Source organism: Actinoplanes sp. TBRC 11911 (assembly GCF_012933445.1).
Taxonomy (GTDB): domain Bacteria; phylum Actinomycetota; class Actinomycetes; order Mycobacteriales; family Micromonosporaceae; genus Actinoplanes.
The window spans coordinates 522558-540112 of record NZ_JABBNC010000001.1; the positions used below are offsets into that span (position 1 = coordinate 522558).

The following is a 17555-nucleotide window of genomic DNA, read 5'->3' on the forward strand; positions in this document are numbered from 1 at the left end:
AGCCCACGAACAGACCGCCGGCCACCGCGACGACTATCCCGGCCACCTAAAGGGTGACAAAAACCCTATGGGGAGCCGTTACCACGGTGTGGGCTGCGTTCCCCGAGCGTATGCCCACCTCGACCACCAACCCGACATGCTCAGCGAGTAGCGACCCAGCCACACCGACACTCCGGCGCCCGAAGGAAATCCATCTAGGACGCCTCGGCGTACGCCGGCGATGAAGCTTCCTCCTCCTCGACGTGCTGGTGATGCCGAGGCACCAGAAAGGCCGCCACCGCCGCTCCCGCCGTTGCGATGCCGAGCGCCGTGAAGCCGTACGTGTAACCCTCCTCCGTAGGCAGGCCGCTAACCATGGTGTGCCCGCTGACGATGCTCGCCATCACCGCGGCGCCGATCGCCCCGCCAATGCTGCGGATGTTCGTGTTCATCCCGTTCGCCACCCCGGTCTGGTGCGGCGGCACCGCCGAAACGATCACATTGGACATGGTGGCGAAGGCCGCCCCGAACCGCACCCCGAGCACAGCCATCGCGAGCAGGATCTCCCACTCGCGGTCGTGCGCCGCGACGAGGATCACGAACGACACCAGCGCGATGATCGTGGCGCCGGCCAGGATCCACTTGGCGCCGAGCCGGTGCACGAGGCGGGGCGTGGACACCCCGGACAGGAACATGGTCACGCTCATCGGCAGCATCAGCAGGCCGGCCTTGGTGATGCTCGCCCCGAACCCGTAGCCGGCCGCCGACGGGGTCTGCAGAAACGCCGGCAGGAAGCCGATCAGGCCGTACATGGACGCCCCGAACAGCATCGACACCAGGTTGGTCGTCCACACCCCGGGCAGGCGCATCATGCGCATGTCGATGAGCGGGTTCGCCACCTTCGCCTCGACCACGATCCAGACGATCAGAAGAACAAGGGCGGCAAAGAGCATTCCCAGTACGCGTGTGGAGGTCCACCCCCACGTGGACGCCTCGCTCAGCGGCACGAGCAGCAGGACCAGCCACGCCCCGAGCAGCACCGAGGCGAGCCAGCTGAACTGACCCGCGCTGCGCGTCGGCGACGGCGGGATCACGAAATACGCCGTGACGGCCGCGATGATCACCAGGATCATGGGCATCCAGAACAGCGCCCGGTAGTTCACGGCGTCGACGACCGGACCGGCCAGCACCGCGCCGAGACCGAGGCCGACCGCCAGCAGCGAGGCGAGGACGCCGACCACGCCGGCGACCCGGTCGCGGGGCATCTCGTCACGGACGATGCCGAAGGCCAGCGGGAAGATGCCGCCGCCGAACCCCTGGATGACCCGGCCCACGAGCATCACGCCGATGTTGGGGGCGACCGCCGACACCGCCAGTCCGACGGCCAGCACGATCAACGAGACGAACAGGACCTTGTCCTTGCCGATCCGGTCACCGAGCCGGCCCAGGATGGGCGTGACGATCGAGGCGGACAGCAGGTACGCGGTGATGATCCAGGTGACCGTGCTCTGCGAGGTGTGCAGTTCGCGCTGGATCTCCGGCAGCACCGGCGAGACGAGCGACTGGATGATCGAGAACGAGAAGGCGCTGAGGATCAGCACCGGAAATATCAGGCGCGCGGCCCTACCGCTTCCCGACATGGATGCCCCGACTCGGAAGATGTGTTTCCAAAGACATGATGCGAGACTATCCATTAGAAGCCTCTCTAGCCAATAGTGAGACTTCACCTGTGAGGTAAGGTACAAACCTTGTGACCAGCAGTTATCACTCCCCACGGCGCGCCGACGCGGCGCGGGCCACCCGCGCTGCGATCTTGGCCAGCGCCCGCGCGATGTTCCTGGAGCGCGGCTACGCCGACGTCCCGGTGAGTGACATCGCCAAGGGCGCCCGCGTCGCCATCCAGACGGTGTATGTCAGCGTCGGCAGCAAGGCCGCGATCCTGGCGGCGCTGCTGCAGCCGGCCATCGGCAGCCCGATCCTCGACGAGACCCTCACCGCCGTCGCCGCCACGAACGATCCCGGCGAGGTCATCGACCGCACCGCGGACGGCACCCGCCGGGCCAACGAGCTGCACTGGGACATGCTGTACGGGCTGTTCCGCCACGCGCCCGCCGAACCCGCGGCCCGGCAGGTCCACCACGACGCGGTAACCGCCTACCTGGCCGCGCTGCGAACCGTCGTCGACCGCCTGACCGACCTGACCGCCCTCGCCCCCGGCCTGACCCCGGAGCGCGCGCTGGACCTGCTGTGGTTCCACCTCGGCCAGTCGGCCTGGTTCACCCTGGTCGGCGACCGCGGCTGGAGCTTCGACGAGGCGCAACCGTGGCTGGCCGGCGCGGCCCGCCACGCCCTGCTGGACCCGGCGCCGATTCAGCGGGTCCGCCGTCGCGACGGCGGTTCGCCGCGCACCGGCTGATACCCCGCGAACGCCGACTCGAGCACCCCGTCGCCGTTCGTCACGGGCGGCAGCGCCCGTTGCACCCCGGGCAGCCGGTCGGCCGGCAGATCGGCCTCGACGCTGACGCTTCCGTCGTGCACCGACTGCCCGTGAATCACCGCGCCGTGCCGGGCGAGCATCCCCAGGACGCTTCCCAGACTCGTCGCCGGCGCGTCGATCCGCGCCCGGGACATCGGCTCGCACACGCGGGTGCCGGCCTGCCGCAACGCCCGCATCAGCACCAGCGGCGTCAGCTTGCGGAAGTCGGCGGCGGTCGCGAGGGGCCCGCGCCGCGACGGCGGCCCGTCCGCGATGCTGTAGTTGCTGCTGATCATGGTGACCAGGCAGTCGTTCACCTGCCAGCCGTACAGCCCCTCGCCGAGCGCGGCCCGCACGTACTCCTGCATCGCCGCCGCGAACTCGTCCACGTTGCGGTAGACGTACAGCGGCACCGACTGGTAATCGACGTCGAGACGGAACGCGAAACCCGAGGCCGGTTCGACGCGCAGACCGATCGCGGCGTGGAACGGGTTGGTCGGGCTGTTCAGGATCTCCTCCGCCGCACCGACGCCGACCGGCCGCTCGATGTAGAGCGGGCTGGTCTCGCGGAACGTCACCGCGATGCCGTAGTCGGCGGCGAGCGTCGCCTGGATGACCTCCTTCTGGACCTCCCCGTAGAGCGACACGGACAGCTCACCGGACGGTTCGGAGCGGATGTTGATGAGTGGGTCCTGCTCGACGAGCTGCGCCAGCGCGGCCCGCAGCGCGACGTGCTGGTCGTGCCGGTCGGGAGTGATGCGGGCTTCGAGCGTCGGCGGCGCGAAGTGGTGCGGTGCCGCGTCTTGCGCCGAGGAGCCGATCGCCTCGCCGACCCGGACGTGCGCGAGTCCGGACAGCTTGCCGATGTCCCCCGCTCGAACGGTGCTCCGGCGCACCCACGCGCCGCGCTCGAAGACGCTGATCCCGGTGACCTTGTCGGCGTCGTCGCGCACCCGATCGCGTACCTGCAAAGCGCCCGAGAACATCCGTACGTAAGCAATCTTTTCGCCGGCGGCACCTCGCTCGATCTTGAAGATGCGGCCGGCACCCGGCCCGTGATCGTCCGGTTCGGCCACCGGCAGCAGGCTGACCAGCCCGTCCATCAACTCGGCGGTGCCCACGCCGGTCATCGCCGAGCCGGCATAGACGGGGCACACGAGCGACTTCGCCGTCTGCTCGGCCAGCGCCGCCCACAGCCGGTCCGGGGTCACCCGTGCGGAGTCGGCCACGTACGCCGCGAAGAGCGCCTCGTCATCGTCGGCGAGCGCGTCGATCAGCCCGTCCGGCGCGGCCTTGGCGACGGCAGCCGCGCGCGTCCCGGCGGCGCTTGCTTCAGTCAACGGCACCGCCCGTACGCCTAAACGCCGTTGAATTTCGCGCAGCACCGCCGCCACGTCGGCACCACCGCGGTCGATCTTGTTGATGAACATCACCGTCGGCACGCGCAGCCGCCGCAGCGCCCGCATGAGCACCCGGGTCTGCGGCTGCACGCCTTCCACCGCGGAGACCACCAGCACCGCGCCGTCGAGCACGCCGAGCACCCGGTCCACCTCCGCGATGAAGTCGGGGTGCCCGGGCGTGTCGATGATGTTGACCGACACGTCGCCGATGACCAGCGAGGCGACCGCCGAGCGGATGGTGATGCCGCGCCGGCGTTCCAGATCGAGCGAATCGGTCAGCGTCGTCCCGTCGTCGACGCGCCCGATCGCGCCGATGGCGCCCGCCTCGTACAGCAGGCGTTCGGTCAGTGTCGTCTTACCGGCGTCGACGTGCGCCAGAATGCCGAGATTGAGTGTGCGCGACAACAGCCACATCCTTCGAACCAAGGGACAGGTTTTCGAGAGACATGACGGCTGGACGCATGCGGACTCCTCGGGTTCGGCAGCAGTTCCGGTCAGCTAAGCACGCGGCCCGGCGGCGGGCGACCGATTTCCGAACCGCATGACCCAGTCTCGGCGGCCTAGGTATACCTAGACCCGTCCACGACCCGCCTAAACCCTTCTGACCAGCGAATATAGGTAATCGCTGCCGATGTGACAGCTCCCTCGCCGACCGAAGATTGACTCATCGAACGGAACGCGAAACGGAAAGCAGGGAGACAGGCCATGTCGATGTACCCGGACCTCATGCTCGCCATCGCCTACGACCGCCACCGCGAGATGATCGCCGACGGTCAGCGGGAGCGGCTGCTCGCCAGCGCCCGGCGAGCCCGCAAAGCCCGTCGGGTTCGCGGGCAGCCCACCGGTACCCTGGCGGCGTGCGAACCCTCCGCGGTGGTGCCAGCCCGATGATGATCGGGCGAGACAGCGAGCTGCGCCGATTGGCGCGGCTCGCTTCGGCACGTGAGCCGGCGGTCGCGATCATCGCGGGCGAGCCCGGGATCGGGAAGACCAGGCTGGTGCACGAGCTGCTGCGGGCCGTCCCGGCGGGCACGGTGGTGCTGGTCGGCCAGGCCGAGCCGGGTTCGCTGTCCCGCCCGTACGAGGTGCTGCTGGACGCGATCGACGGCCGCCCCGGGGTCGACGAGGAGCAGCTGGCGGCGCTCGCGGACGCGCGGCGCAGCCCGGTCGAGCGGCTGCACACCGGGCTCACCCTGCTGGCCGACCTGATCGGCGACTCCCCCGCGGTCATCGTCTTCGAGGATCTCCATTGGGCCGACTCGGAGAGCGCGGCGCTGTTCGAGCGGATCGCCGACCAGAGCGGGCCGCGGCTGCTCATCGGCACGTACCGGCCGGACGAGGTGACGCTGCGCCAGCCGGTGGCCGGCCTGCTGGCCCGGATGGAGCGCCGGCACGCCGTCACCCATGTCCACCTTGATCGCCTGACCCCGGCGCAGACCGCGGCGTTGCTCGCGGCGGCCACCGGCGCCCCGGCTCCGCTGCGCGCCGCAACCGCTCTGCACCAGCGCACCGGCGGCAACCCGTTCTTCCTGGAGGAGCTGCTCCGCGCGCTGCCCGGCCACGACCTGGAGGCGCTGGTCGACCAGCCGCTGCCGTGGAGCCTCGCGGACGTGTTGCGCCGCCAGGTCGACGACCTCGACCCGGTCAGCCACCGCATTCTCGAGGCCGCCACGGTGCTCGGCCACCGCATCCCGTTCGACCTGCTCGCCGACGTCACCGACGCCCGCGAGGAGGAGCTCATCGCGGTGCTGCGCGACCTGGTCACCCGGGGTGTGCTGGTCGAGTCCGGCGAGGACGAGTTCGCGTTCCGGCACGCGCTGGTCCGCGAGGCGATCGCCGGTCAGATGCTGGGCCGCCAGCGCCGCCGGCTGCACGAGGCGGCACTGGAGGTGCTGCTGCGCGCCGGCGCCTCCGACCCGGCCATGGTGGCGCACCACGCACGCGGCGCCGGCCGGTACGACGACATGATCGCCGCGGCGCGCAGCGGCACCGCGCTCTACCTCTCCATCGGCTCGCCGTACCAGGCGTTGCAGCTGGCCGAGATGGGCCTCGACGAGATGCCCGACGACCCCGGCCTGCTGGGCGCCGCGGCCCGGGCGGCGTGGCTGGTCGGCCTGCTGGACGACGCGCTGCGCTACGGCCGCCGGTGGCGCGACCTCGCCGGCAGCGCGACCGACCGGGCCGAGGCGCTGTACCTGCTGGTCCGCATCGCGTGGGAGTCCCGGCTCACCGACGAGATGCGCGAGCTGACGCACCACATCGAGACCCTGATCGCGGAGCTGCCGCCGGGTGCCGCCCAGGCGCGGGCGATGACCGCGATCGCGCAGTCCACCTCGCTGCGCGACGAGTTCGATGCGGCGCTGCTCTGGTCCGATCGCGCGATCGCGCTGGCGGACGAGTTCGATCTGCCGGTCGTCCGGCTCGCCGCGCTGCTGGAAAAGGGCTTGGTGCTGCTGGAACGGCCGCAGACCGTCGCCGAGGGCCGGGACATCCTGTCCGCGCTCATCGACGACGCCGAGAAGGCGGGCGAGTGGGTGCTGGCCGCTCGCGCATTGCAGAACCTGGTGCAGGGCGAGCCGCCCGCCTCGCCGATCGAGCACGCCGAGATCCTGGAACGGATGCGGATCGACGCCGAGCGCGCCGGTTTCGAGTCGCTCGCGGCGGCCAGCTATTTCCAGGGCCGGGCCCGGCTGGCGATGCGGGCCGGCGACCTGCGGGCCGCGATCGGGGCGCTGGAGGCGGGCCGCGAGCAGGACATCAGCTACCGGCGACCGGGCCGCTGGGCCGACTATCACGGGGTCTTCTTAGCGGGCCTCTACCTGGAGGCCGGCGAGCTGGACCGGGTCGAGGAGCTCATCGGCGACCTGGCGGCACTGCCCGACAACCCGCCGACCACGATCCCCGGCCTCGCGTTCCACCTCGCCTGCCGCCGCGGCGACCTGCCCCGCGCCGAGTCGACCCTGGACGAGCTCATCGCGGCCCTGGACGAGCAGACCTGGCGCGCGGGCGAACAGGCGCACGACCTGATCTCCGCCGCGCTGGAGGTCGGCCTGCCGATGCCGCGGCTCGACCAGATGGCCGTCGCGCTGCTCGACGCCGACGTCTGGGACGCCTTCCGCACCCTCGTCGACGCCCAGCTGGCGGAGGCGCGCGGCCGGCACGCCGAGGCCCTGGCCGGCTATCTGTCCATCATCGAGGCACACGTTCTCAACCCCCCAACCCGGGGCACCGTACGCGTCGGCGCCGCCCGCTGCCTGCTCGCCGCGGATCGCCGCGCGGAAGCCACCGTGCACGTCGAGGCGGCCGCGTCCCTGCTGGCCGAGTGGGAGGGCTGGCGGGTGGCCCAGCTGGCCCAGGTCCGCGCCCGATTAGGGATGGCCCCACTCGACGCGCCGGACGCGGTCACCGGCCCGGCCGCGCTGACGCCGCGCGAGCGCGAGGTGGCGTTGCTGATCAGCGACGGGCTGACCAACACCGAGCTGGCCCGGCGCCTTTACATCTCCCCGAAGACCGCCGCCGTGCACGTCTCGAACATCCTGCGCAAGTTGGGCGTCTCGTCGAGGACCGAGGTCGGCGACCTACTAGGTTCATAGCCGTGGTCTCGGAAACCGACGGTCGATCCATGCGGGAGCGGATGCTCGCGGGCGACCTCTACATCGCGGACGATCCGGAGCTCGCCGCGCAGAGCCTGCGGGCGATGGACCTGACGGACGCGTTCAACGCCACGTCGGCCCGCGACCCGGAGCAGCGCCGCCGGCTGCTGACCGAGTTGCTCGGCGAGGTGGGCGAGGGCGTGGAGATCCGGCCGCCGCTGCGGGTCGACTACGGCAGTCACATCCGGATCGGTGCGGGGACGTTCGCCAATTTCGGGCTGATCGCGCTGGATGTCGCGCCGATCTCGATCGGCGCCGACGTGCAGATCGGCACGAACGTCCAGTTGCTGACGCCGACCCACCCGATCGATCCGGGGCTGCGGCGCGCCAAGTGGGAGGCGGCCGAGCCGATCGTCATCGGCGACAACGTGTGGCTGGGCAGCGGCGCGATCGTGCTGCCGGGGGTGACGATCGGGGAGAACACCGTGGTGGGCGCGGGGGCGGTGGTCACCCGTGATCTGCCGGCGAACGTGGTCGCGGTGGGCAACCCGGCCCGGGTGGTGCGGAGCATCGACTGACGCCGGAGCGTCAGGTCCGGGTGTCGGACCGCAGGGCCGTGATGCGTTCGATGGCGGTGCGGACCAGGGCCGGGTCCTGCGGCTTGGTGTCGAGGGCACGGTGAATGGTCAGCCCCTCGATGAGCGCGTCGAGCATCTGCGCGGTGACCGGGTCGAAATGGCGTTCGAGCGCGGCGCGGCTGCGGGTCATCCACGCGTTGGTGATCACCCGGTACGCCGGCTCGCGCGAGGCCAGCGTGTACAGCTCGTGGGTGAGCACCAGGTCGCGCTGGCTGCCGAACACGTCGCGGGTGATGAGGTCGGCGACCGCCCGGCGGGCCGAGTCGACGTCCGTCGCGGCGGTCATGCGCTGCTCGAACTGGTCGCTGACGCCGCGCGCGAACCGGGTGAACGCCTCGACCAGCAGCTCGTCCATGCCGGCGAAGTGGTAGGTCATCGAGCCCAGCGGCACGCCCGCGGCGGCGGCGACCCGGCGGTGTGAGGCGCCGGCGACCCCGGACTCGGCGATCACGTCCAGGCAGGCGTCGATGATCCGGTCGCGGCGGCCGGGATCGTTGCGCCGGGTGCGGGCCGGTGCTGTGGAATACGGCACAACTTCCTCCATGCGTACGATCGTACACTCCCTATGTGTACGATCGTACGCATGAGCCAGCAGACCCTCGACCTCCGGCGCGCGCGTGTCGCGGTGGCGGCGCTGTTCTTCACGAATGGCGCGCTGTTCGCGAACCTGATCCCGCGCTACCCGCAGATCAAGGCCGGCCTGGGGCTCAGCAACGCCGCGTACGGGCTGTCGATCGCCGCGTTCCCGACCGGCGCGATCGTCGCCGGGATGGCGGCCGGCATCCTGGTCCGGCGGTTCGGGTCCGCGAAGGTGGCCGTCGCCGGCACCCTGCTGACCGCCGCCGGGGTCCTCGCGGCCGGCCTCGCCCCGGCGGTGGCCGTGTTCGCCGCGGCACTGTTCCTGGCGGGCTCGATGGACGCGATCACCGACGTGGCGCAGAACGCGCACGGCCTGCGGGTCCAGCGACACTACGGGCGCTCGATCATCAACTCGTTCCACGCGATCTGGTCGGTCGGCGCGGTCACCGGCGGCGCGATGGCCGCCGCCGCGATCGCGCTCGACCTGCCGCTCGGGGTGCACCTGAGCATCTCCGGCGTGCTGTTCGGGGTCGTCGCGCTGGTGGCCCTGCGCTTCTGCCTGCCCGGCCCCGAAACGCCCGGCACCGAAACGGCGCCGCTCCAAACCCGCGCCGACACCGCCCGCACCGCGCTGCTCGGCCCCCGGATCTGGCTGATGGTCGGCGCTCTGGTGCTCATCGCCATCGGCGGCACCCTCGTCGAGGACGCCGGCAACTCGTGGGCCGCCGTCTACCTCTCCGGCTCGCTGCACACCGCCGCCGCGACCGCCGCCTGGGGTTACATCACGCTGGTCGGCGCCCAGTTCATCGGCCGCCTGATCGGCGACCGGCTCGTCGACCGGTTCGGCCAGCGCCTGGTCGCCCGCACCGGCGGTCTCATCGTGGCCGCGGGCATGGGCCTGGCCTTGGCCGTACCGACCGTCCCCGGCACGATCCTCGGCTTCGCCGCCGCCGGCTTCGGTGTCGCCACCCTCGTGCCCGCCGCCATGCACGAGGCCGACGAACTGCCCGGCCTGCGGCCCGGCACCGGCCTGACCGTCGTCTCCTGGCTGATGCGCCTGGGGTTCCTGCTGTCCCCGCCGGTGGTCGGCGCGGTCGCCGACGCCACCAGCCTGCGCGCCGGCCTGCTCGTCGTCCCGGCCGCCGGTCTGCTGGTCATCGTCCTGGCCGGCGTCCTGCAGCCGCGCCGCCGGCTGCCGGTCAGCTCCGCAGCCGAGCGTTCAGCCGCGCTGCCTGTCGGGTGAGGTGATCACGTTCCGGCACATTCGGCGCTGACCGCGCCGCCTCCGCGTAGAGCCGCGCCGCACTGAGCAGGTCACCGTCGCGCTCATGCAGATACGCGGCAGCGGCGGCGTAGCGCGGCAGCGACGAATCGATCCCGGCGAGGGCCGTCAGCCCGGCCCGCGCACCGTCGGCCTCCCCCACGGCGACGGCCCGGTTGAGCCGGGCCACCGGGTTGCCGGTGAGCCGCAGCAGCTCGTCGTACCACTCGACGATCTGCACCCAGTCGGTCTCCTCGGCCGTCTGCGCGTCGGCGTGCAGCGCCGCGATGGCCGCCTGGCACTGGAACTCCCCGAGCCGATCGCGGGCCAGCGCCGTCTGGAGCACGTCCACGCCCTCGGCGATCATGCGGGTGTCCCACATTCCGCGGTCCTGCTCGGCGAGCGGCACGAGGCTGCCGTCGGCGCGGGTCCGGGCTGGGCGCCGCGCGTGGTGCAGCAGCATGAGCGCGAGCAGGCCGGCCACCTCCTCGAGGTCGGCCAGGGCGGCGAGCTGGCGGGTCAGCCGGATCGCCTCGGCGGCGAGGTCGACGTCGCCCGAGTAGCCCTCGTTGAAGACCAGGTAGAGCACCCGCAGCACGGTGCCGAGGTCGCCGGGCTGGTGGAACCGGACGCCCGCGACGGTCCGCTTGGCCCGGCTGATCCGCTGGGCCATGGTCGCCTCGGGCACCAGGTACGCCTGCGCGATCTGCCGCGTGGTCAGCCCGCCGACCGCGCGCAGCGTCAGCGCCACGGCCGACGCCGGGGTGAGCGACGGGTGCGCGCACAGGAAGTACAGCCGCAGCGTGTCGTCCACCGCGCCGACCGGTCCGGGCGTGGGCTCGCCGTCGAGGCGTTCCTCGCGTCGCCGCCGGGAGGTGTCGGCGCGGGCGGCGTCCACGTACTTGCGCCAGGACACGGTGAGCAGCCAGCCCTTGGCGTCCCGGGGCGGATCGTCCGGCCACACGCGTACGGCCTCGACCAGGGCGTCCTGCACGGCGTCCTCGGCCGCCGCGAAGTCAGCTCCGCGACGGACGAGGACACCGATCACCGCGGGTACGAGGTCCCGCAGCTGCGACTCGTTCACTCGGTGGCCGTGGCCGACCCGCCGAGGAACGGCCGGACCTCGAGCCACTCGAAGATCGGCTTCCCGCCCGGACCCGGCGCCGCCGACAGCTCCCCCGCCAGCTCGACCGCGCGGTCCCACGACTCGACGTCGATCACGTACCAGCCGGCGATCAGGTCCTTGGTCTCGGCGAACGGCCCGTCGGTCACCGGCGGCCGGCCCTCCCCGTCGTAGCGCACGAACGCGCCCCCGGGAGCCAGCGCCTGGGCGTCGGCGAACTCGCCCGCCTTCTCCAGGCGGGCACCGAAGTCGTGCATGAACTGCATGTGCGCGTCGACCTCCGCCGGCGTCCACTGATCCATCGGCGGGATCTCCACGGCTGGGGCGTGGCCACCACGGTAGTGCTTGAGAAGCAGGTACTTGGCCATCACGTTCTCCTTAGGCGTACGGGCTGATTGTTGCCTTGTCGCTCCTGGGACGGAACCGCGAGCGGATTCTCGACATCGCGCGGTCAGCCAAGTTCCTCGGACAGCGCCACGATGATCCCCTCGGGTCCGCGCACGTAGCAGAGGCGGTAGATGTCGGCATATTGCACGACCTCTCCGATGAGCTCCACGCCGCGGGACCGCAGACCGGCGACCATGGCGTCGATGTCATCGACGACGAACATGACCGAACGCAGGCCCAGCGTGTTGCCGAGCGCGTTCTTCGGCTCGGGGCTGATCACCGCCGGGTGGTGAAACTTCGTCAGCTCCAGCCGGCCCTGGCCGTCCGCGGTGCGCATCATCGCGATGTCGACGCGGATGCCCTCGAGCCCGTTGATCCGGTCCGCCCACGGTCCCTCGATCGGCGTCTGGCCCTCCAGCTCCATACCGAGGTCGGCAAAGAACGCGATGGCGGCGGCAAGGTCGTCGACGACGACGCTCACATGGTGCATCTGCCGAATCGTCACGCTGGTCTCCTCTTGGTCGCGCGGCCGGTCGTGGCCACAGGTGTACCAAGGACGGAGCCGCCGCCGCATTCTCGACACCCCGCGCCGGAATCAGCAGTGATCGCCTCGCCAGGCCTCGGTGCCTTCCCGGACGGCGACCACCGCGATGAACAGCGCCGCCACCGGATCGGCCCAGGTCCAGCCGAAGAGGCTGTTCAGGGCCAAACCGACGAGCAGGACCCCGGAGAGATACGTGCAGAGCAGTGTCTGATGCGAGTCCGCGACCGCGGTGCGGGAGCCGAGTTCGCGGCCGGCCCGGCGCTGCGCGTGGGACAACGCGGGCATGACGGCCAGCGACACCGCGGCCAGCACGAGTCCGACGCTCGAATGCCCGGCGCCCGCGCCGCCCAGCAGACTGCGCAGCGACTCCACGGTGACATAGGCGGCGAGCGCGTAGAACGAGATCGCGATGATGCGCAACGCGATCTTCTCGCGTGCCTCCGGGTCGCGGCCGGCGAACTGCCACGCGACGGCCGCGGCCGACGAGACCTCGATGACCGAGTCGAGGCCGAACCCGATCAGGGCGGTGGAGTTCGCGGCGGCGCCGGCGCTGATCGCCACGATCGCCTCGATCACGTTGTACCCGATGGTCGCGGCGACCAGCAGCCGGATCCGGCGGGCCAGCACGGTGCGGCGCGCCGGGTCGGGCCCGGCCGCCGCGATGGGCAGGCTCATCAGCAGCAGTCCTTGTCCACGGCGTGCGGGCAGGCGGCCGGATCCACCGCGAGGACGAGGCCGAGCAGGTTGTCCAGGGCGCGCCGGATGCCGGGATCGGCCAGCTCGTAGCGGGTGCGCCGGCCTTGCGGGACGGCCACGACCAGGCCGCAGCCACGCAGGCAGGCGAGGTGGTTGGACAAGTTCTGCCGGGTGGCCCCGAGCAGGTCGGCGAGCTCGGCCGGGTAGCCGGGGGCGTCACGCAGCGCGAGCAGCAGCCGAACCCGGGTCGGGTCGGACAGGGCGTGGCCGAAGCGGGTGAGGACCTGACCGTGTGTTGCCGTCTCCATGTCCCGGACAGTACAGCAACCGCTGTATTCAGCGGAAGCTGTATCGCAGGGACGTCCGCCACGGGTGATGGCGTACGTCGAATTCGGGCCTAACGTGCCGTCGCAGTGAACCGTGGAAGGAGTGGTTGACGATGGCTCAGGACCAGGCCCAGGGAGATTTGCGGGTCCTCGAACGCTGGTTCGAAGCGGATGTCATGAAGCCGATGGCCGACTTCCAGAATCCGTCCCAGGAATGGCGGCGGCTGTTCTCCGAAGTGCTGGGAACATTCCTGCTGGTATTGGTCGCGGCCGGCGGCGGCATGATGGGTCAGGCCTTTCCCGGCACGATCAGCCGTACGGCGGCGGTGATCGCCCCCGGCATGATGGTGCTCGCGATGATTCTTTTCATGGGCAAGGTCTCCGGCGCCCATCTCAATCCCGCGGTCACTCTCGCGTTCGCATTACGCGGCGACTTCCCGTGGGTCCGCGTGCTCGGCTACATCGTGGCCCAGCTCGGCGGCGCGGCACTGGCGGCCTGGTTCCTGCAGGCGGTGGTCGGTGTCTCCGCCACGTTCGGAAGCAACTACCCCGCCGCCGGCTACTCGTCGTTCGACGCATTTCTGATGGAACTGGTCCTCACGTTCGGTCTGGTGAGTGTCATTCTCGGGACCGCGTCGGGTGCCCAGAATGTCGGCGTCGCCGCCGCGCTGGGCGTGGGTGCCTACATCGCGCTGGCGGGTCTGTGGGCCAGCCCGATCTCCGGCGCTTCGATGAACCCCGGACGCACCTTCGGTCCCGACCTGATCGGGGCGAATTTCGAAAACTACTGGGTATACGTCGTCGGACCGCTGACCGGCGCGGTGATCGCGGTGGGCGTCGCTTTCGTATTGCGCGGTTATGGTGGTGGGCGATCCGGCTCCCGAGGCGCACAGGGCGATCTGAGCACCCAGTACCTGCGCCCCGATCAGCGATGAGACGCAGCGTCACCCGAGGAAAGGGGCCGGCATGACCGACATTCCCGCTCGCCTGTCCATCGTCACGCTGGGCACGCGCGACATGGGCGTTCTCCGCTCGTTCTACCGCGGGCTGGGCTGGCCGGAGATAGCCATCGGTGACGACACGTGGACCGGGTTCCACGTCGGCGGCGTACTCCTGGCGCTTTTTCCGATGTTCGACCTGACCGCCGAGGCCGCGCCCGGCAGCACCCACCCGACCGGCTGGGCCGGCGTCACCCTGGCCTGCGCGGTCGACACCCGCGACGAGGTCGATGCCGTCTTCGCGGCGGCCGTTCGCGCGGGTGGGACCCCCGTCGCCGAGGCCACCGACCGGCCGTGGGGCGGGCGTTCCGCGTTCATCGCCGACCCGGAGGGCAACCGCTGGGAGATCACCTGGGGACCCGAGGCGACCTTCGACGAACGCGGCGCACTGCTCACCTGGGGGTGATCACGCCTCGGTGGCCCTGCGGCGCAGCTCCGCCGGGATCAGCTCGATCAGCTGGTCCGGACGCAGCGGCAGATCGAGCAGACTGAGCTTGACCCGGCTCCGGCTCGCATATTCACGCGCCGACAACCGCACCACCTGACCACCCTCCGGACGCACCGTCACCGTCAGCCGATCGCCGCGCCCGGCCCCGCCACCCTGCGTGCCGTCGACATCCACGGCGACCGGCGCGCTGTCCGGCGCCACGGTGAGCGCGACCTTGTCCTCCGCGCCCAGCACGATCGGCCGGCTGACCCCGGAGATCGGCGCGACCGGCGTGACGACGACCGCCCCGGACGACGGCGACAGCACCGGTCCACCCGCCGCGTAGTTGTAGGCGGTGGAGCCGGTCGGCGTCGCCACCACCACGGCGTCGGCCCGGTAGTAGCCGTAGTCCACGTCGTTCACGGTCAGATCCACGGAGACGGCACCGGCACGGCCCACCCGGCTCAGGACCACGTCGTTGAACCCGAACCGGGCCTCCAGCGCCACCCCGTCGACCTCGAGGCACGCGTGTTGCTCGATGGTGAAGTCGCCCGCGGCCAGCCGCGCCAGCGCCGCCGGCAGCCCGGCCGGCGTCACCTCGACGAGGAACCCGAGGTTGCCGTGGTTGATGCCGAGCACCGGGACCGGCCGCTCGATCATCAGGCGCATCGCCCCGAGCATCGTGCCGTCACCGCCCAGCGCGATGACGCCGTCGACCTCCCGCACAAAGGCCGCCTCGGACACGATGCCGACCTCGGCCGGCACCCGGTCACGGTCACCCGGCCGGGCCAGCACCCGGATCGGCCGCCCCCGCGCGGACGCGACGATCGTGTCCACCGACTGCTCGACCGACTTCGTCGGATGAAGCACCAGACCCACGGCGCTCACCCGCAGCTCAGAGGTCACGATCTCACCTTATCGCAGGTCAACAGCCATCCGCGGGGCCCACCAAGCATCGACCACGGTGACTAGCCTGCAAGCATGGAATGCTTCGTCTGCTTGGCCATCTCACTGCGCGCGCAGCTTCAGCCCGCCCACAATGGATAGCGTCCCCACTTCGGAAAGGCGGCGGTTCCGATGCTCGTTCGCAACGGCGAGATCAGCCTGAACGTGCGCGACGACGGCGCGGGCACACCCGTCGTCCTGCTGCATGGCTGGCCCGACACCGGCGACCTCTGGGCACACCAGATCCACACCCTCGGCACCGCCGGCTACCGCACGATCGCCCCCGACCTGCGCGGCTTCGGCGATTCCAGCAAACCCACCGACCTTCCCCCGTACGCCTTGACGGAACACGTCCGTGACGTGGTCGCGATCCTCGACGCGCTCGACATCCCAGCGGCGCACGTGGTCGGGCACGACTGGGGCGCCGCGATCGCCTGGCGCGTCGCCGCTTTCGCCCCCGACCGCGTGTCGTCGCTGACCGCGCTGTCCACCGGCCATCCGGCGTCGTTCGCCACCGCGGGCACCCGCCAGCGCGAACTGTCGTGGTACATGCTGCTTTTCCAGTTCACCGGCGTCGCCGAGGAATGGCTGTCGGCAGACGACTTCCACAATCTCCGGACCTTGATGGCGCACCCCCGAGCCGACGAGGTCGTCCGCCGGCTCAGCGTCCCGGGCGCGCTCACCGCGAGCCTCGCCATCTACCGCGCCAACCTGCCACCCGAGTCGCTGATCGCCCCCCGGCGGCAACTCCCCCCGATTACCGCACCGGCGATGGGCGTCTGGAGCAGCCGCGACGGCGCGTTGACCGAGAAAAACATGACCGGCTCAGCCGCGTACGTGAAGGGTCCCTGGAGGTACGAGCGAATCGAAGACGCGGGCCACTGGATCCCCTTGGACGCACCAGCCAAACTAGACGCGCTACTGCTCGACTTCTTGGCAACAGCCGCCAAGTGAGTGACCGCGCCCGCCCGTCAGAGTTCTCGTGACTCACGAGGCGCGGCGAAGCGTGCGCCCCCGCTCCCGGGCCGGAACCGCACGCATCGCACCCATCGAGCGAACCGCAAACCGCGAACGCGCGAACCGCGAACCCCAAACCGCGAGCGCGCGAACCGCGAACGCGAACCCCAAACCGCGAACGCGCGAACCGCGAACGCGCGAACCGCGAACGCGCAAACCGCGAACCGCGAGCGCGCGAACCGCGAACGCGCGAACCGCGAACGCGCGAACCGCGAACGCGCGAACGCGCGAACCGCGAACGCGCGAACCGCGAACGCGCGAACCGCGAACGCGCGAACCGCGAACGCGCGAACCGCGAACGCGCGAACCGCGAACGCGCGAACCGCGCCGTGGCAGGGCGGCGCCATGCGCCGCCGCCCGCCTGCCGCCCACACGCCGCGCATATCCGACATTTCCGGTGACCGCCGGCACCTGGCAGCGCCGGGGTCGACGGGAAGAACGACAGCCGCGTCACCGCCGAACCAGCTAGACAGCTGAGCGGCTGGGCGCCGACGAGTGATGCGCAGGGTCACCGCGCGCTGCACCACCGAACGGCATGGCGCTTCCATTCCGTGGGACGGGCGACCGCATGCTGAGACCAGCGACCACGTTCTGGACCCTCGTCCACAATGCGAGATTTTCGTCCATTGTGGACAAACTTTTTGCCCATCGATGCGGCTTTCGTCCGGCAGGTTTTCCGGGCTGAATGTGAACCTTGGAGAGTTATGGCTCGTATGTGGGCGCAACTCTCCAAGGTTCGCAAAAAGTCCACGATGTGGCCGCGATATCCACACAGCGGGAACGCCCGCCCCTGCGCGCACATCGTCGGCTGGTGGAGACCGATACACATCACGAGCCAATGGCAGCTAGCGGACGATTGTTCTCGATCCGGCTCGCCGGCGACCAGGACGTCGAGCCGTACACGCATCACGAGCCGATGGCAGCTAAGGGCGGTTGCTCACGATCCGGCTCGCCGGCGACCAGGACGTCGAGCCGTACACGCATCACGAGCCGATGGCAGCTAAGGGCGGTTGCTCACGATCCGGCTCGCCGGCGACCAGGACGTCGAGCCGCAGACGCATCACGAGCCGACGGCCGCAGCTACGCCCAATTTGGACTTCCGGGTTCGGGTGCGCCGGTGTTCAGGCGCACCACCTCTAAGCCATCCTAGGATGTTTCTGGTTGTT

The 17555-nt window shown here is 70.8% G+C and carries 17 protein-coding genes and 1 pseudogene; 8 read left to right on the plus strand and 10 right to left on the minus strand.

The window, feature by feature from the left end:
* Positions 1–194 precede the first annotated feature (194 nt).
* Positions 195–1580 carry an MFS transporter gene (locus HH310_RS02215; protein ID WP_169173648.1) on the minus strand — a complete coding sequence of 462 codons (1386 nt, stop codon included), beginning with the start codon at positions 1578–1580 and terminating at the stop codon, positions 195–197.
* A 149-nt stretch (positions 1581–1729) separates the two neighbouring features.
* Here HH310_RS02215 and HH310_RS43500 point away from each other — a divergent pair, with 149 nt between their 5' ends.
* A complete protein-coding gene (locus HH310_RS43500) occupies positions 1730–2395 on the plus strand; it encodes a helix-turn-helix domain-containing protein (RefSeq protein WP_312033758.1) in 666 nt (221 codons plus the stop codon).
* Here the strand turns inward: HH310_RS43500 and HH310_RS02220 are convergent.
* The gene (locus HH310_RS02220) at positions 2350–4260 is read right to left on the minus strand and encodes a translation factor GTPase family protein (protein WP_248293558.1); all 1911 of its coding nucleotides are present in this window, start codon (positions 4258–4260) and stop codon (positions 2350–2352) included. The genes HH310_RS43500 and HH310_RS02220 overlap by 46 nt on opposite strands.
* Positions 4261–4560: 300 nt before the next feature.
* On the opposite strand from HH310_RS02220, the gene HH310_RS02225 reads away from it, so the two are divergent.
* The 3 genes from HH310_RS02225 to HH310_RS02235 are packed head-to-tail and all read left to right on the plus strand — an operon-like array spanning position 4561 to position 8026.
* Positions 4561–4746 carry a hypothetical protein gene (locus HH310_RS02225; RefSeq protein WP_169173649.1) on the plus strand — a complete coding sequence of 62 codons (186 nt, stop codon included), beginning with the start codon at positions 4561–4563 and terminating at the stop codon, positions 4744–4746.
* Positions 4713–7448 carry an AAA family ATPase gene (locus HH310_RS02230; protein WP_312033759.1) on the plus strand — a complete coding sequence of 912 codons (2736 nt, stop codon included), beginning with the start codon at positions 4713–4715 and terminating at the stop codon, positions 7446–7448. Before HH310_RS02225 ends, HH310_RS02230 begins: the two co-directional genes overlap by 34 nt.
* A gap of 2 nt (positions 7449–7450) precedes the next feature.
* Positions 7451–8026, plus strand: coding sequence for a sugar O-acetyltransferase (locus HH310_RS02235; RefSeq protein ID WP_312033760.1), 576 nt, complete (start codon positions 7451–7453; stop codon positions 8024–8026).
* Positions 8027–8036: 10 nt separating this feature from the next.
* Here the strand turns inward: HH310_RS02235 and HH310_RS02240 are convergent, their stop codons facing one another.
* Positions 8037–8630, minus strand: a complete 594-nt coding sequence (locus tag HH310_RS02240; RefSeq protein WP_169173650.1) for a TetR/AcrR family transcriptional regulator — start codon at positions 8628–8630, stop codon at positions 8037–8039.
* A 39-nt stretch (positions 8631–8669) separates the two neighbouring features.
* On the opposite strand from HH310_RS02240, the gene HH310_RS02245 reads away from it, so the two are divergent.
* The gene (locus HH310_RS02245; RefSeq protein ID WP_169173651.1) at positions 8670–9908 is read left to right on the plus strand and encodes an MFS transporter; all 1239 of its coding nucleotides are present in this window, start codon (positions 8670–8672) and stop codon (positions 9906–9908) included.
* Here HH310_RS02245 and HH310_RS02250 read toward each other — a convergent pair.
* From HH310_RS02250 to HH310_RS02270, 5 genes are all read right to left on the minus strand, one after another.
* The gene (locus tag HH310_RS02250; RefSeq protein WP_169173652.1) at positions 9865–11010 is read right to left on the minus strand and encodes an RNA polymerase sigma factor; all 1146 of its coding nucleotides are present in this window, start codon (positions 11008–11010) and stop codon (positions 9865–9867) included. The two genes, HH310_RS02245 and HH310_RS02250, sit on opposite strands and share 44 nt — an antisense overlap.
* Positions 11007–11417 (minus strand): YciI family protein, encoded by a 411-nt coding sequence (locus HH310_RS02255; protein WP_169173653.1) that lies wholly within the window; start codon positions 11415–11417, stop codon positions 11007–11009. Before HH310_RS02255 ends, HH310_RS02250 begins: the two co-directional genes overlap by 4 nt.
* An 83-nt stretch (positions 11418–11500) precedes the next feature.
* Positions 11501–11941, minus strand: a complete 441-nt coding sequence (locus HH310_RS02260; RefSeq protein WP_312033763.1) for a VOC family protein — start codon at positions 11939–11941, stop codon at positions 11501–11503.
* A gap of 90 nt (positions 11942–12031) precedes the next feature.
* Positions 12032–12655: a cation transporter gene (locus HH310_RS02265; protein ID WP_169173654.1), complete on the minus strand. Its 624-nt coding sequence runs from the start codon at positions 12653–12655 to the stop codon at positions 12032–12034.
* Positions 12655–12984, minus strand: coding sequence for a helix-turn-helix transcriptional regulator (locus HH310_RS02270; protein WP_169173655.1), 330 nt, complete (start codon positions 12982–12984; stop codon positions 12655–12657). Before HH310_RS02270 ends, HH310_RS02265 begins: the two co-directional genes overlap by 1 nt.
* Before the next feature lie 131 nt (positions 12985–13115).
* Between HH310_RS02270 and HH310_RS02275 the strand changes: the two genes are divergently transcribed.
* Together HH310_RS02275 and HH310_RS02280 are read left to right on the plus strand one after the other, a co-directional pair.
* Positions 13116–13937: an MIP/aquaporin family protein gene (locus HH310_RS02275; RefSeq protein ID WP_169173656.1), complete on the plus strand. Its 822-nt coding sequence runs from the start codon at positions 13116–13118 to the stop codon at positions 13935–13937.
* Positions 13938–13968: 31 nt separating this feature from the next.
* The gene (locus tag HH310_RS02280) at positions 13969–14406 is read left to right on the plus strand and encodes a VOC family protein (RefSeq protein ID WP_169173657.1); all 438 of its coding nucleotides are present in this window, start codon (positions 13969–13971) and stop codon (positions 14404–14406) included.
* Here HH310_RS02280 and HH310_RS02285 read toward each other — a convergent pair whose 3' ends face one another.
* A complete protein-coding gene (locus HH310_RS02285; protein WP_169173658.1) occupies positions 14407–15333 on the minus strand; it encodes an NAD(+)/NADH kinase in 927 nt (308 codons plus the stop codon).
* A gap of 171 nt (positions 15334–15504) precedes the next feature.
* On the opposite strand from HH310_RS02285, the gene HH310_RS02290 reads away from it, so the two are divergent.
* Positions 15505–16326 carry an alpha/beta fold hydrolase gene (locus tag HH310_RS02290; RefSeq protein ID WP_169173659.1) on the plus strand — a complete coding sequence of 274 codons (822 nt, stop codon included), beginning with the start codon at positions 15505–15507 and terminating at the stop codon, positions 16324–16326.
* Between the two features lie 190 nt (positions 16327–16516).
* Here HH310_RS02290 and HH310_RS45705 read toward each other — a convergent pair.
* A pseudogene (locus HH310_RS45705) lies at positions 16517–16843 on the minus strand (hypothetical protein); the annotation flags it as partial.
* Between the last annotated feature and the right edge of the window lie 712 nt (positions 16844–17555).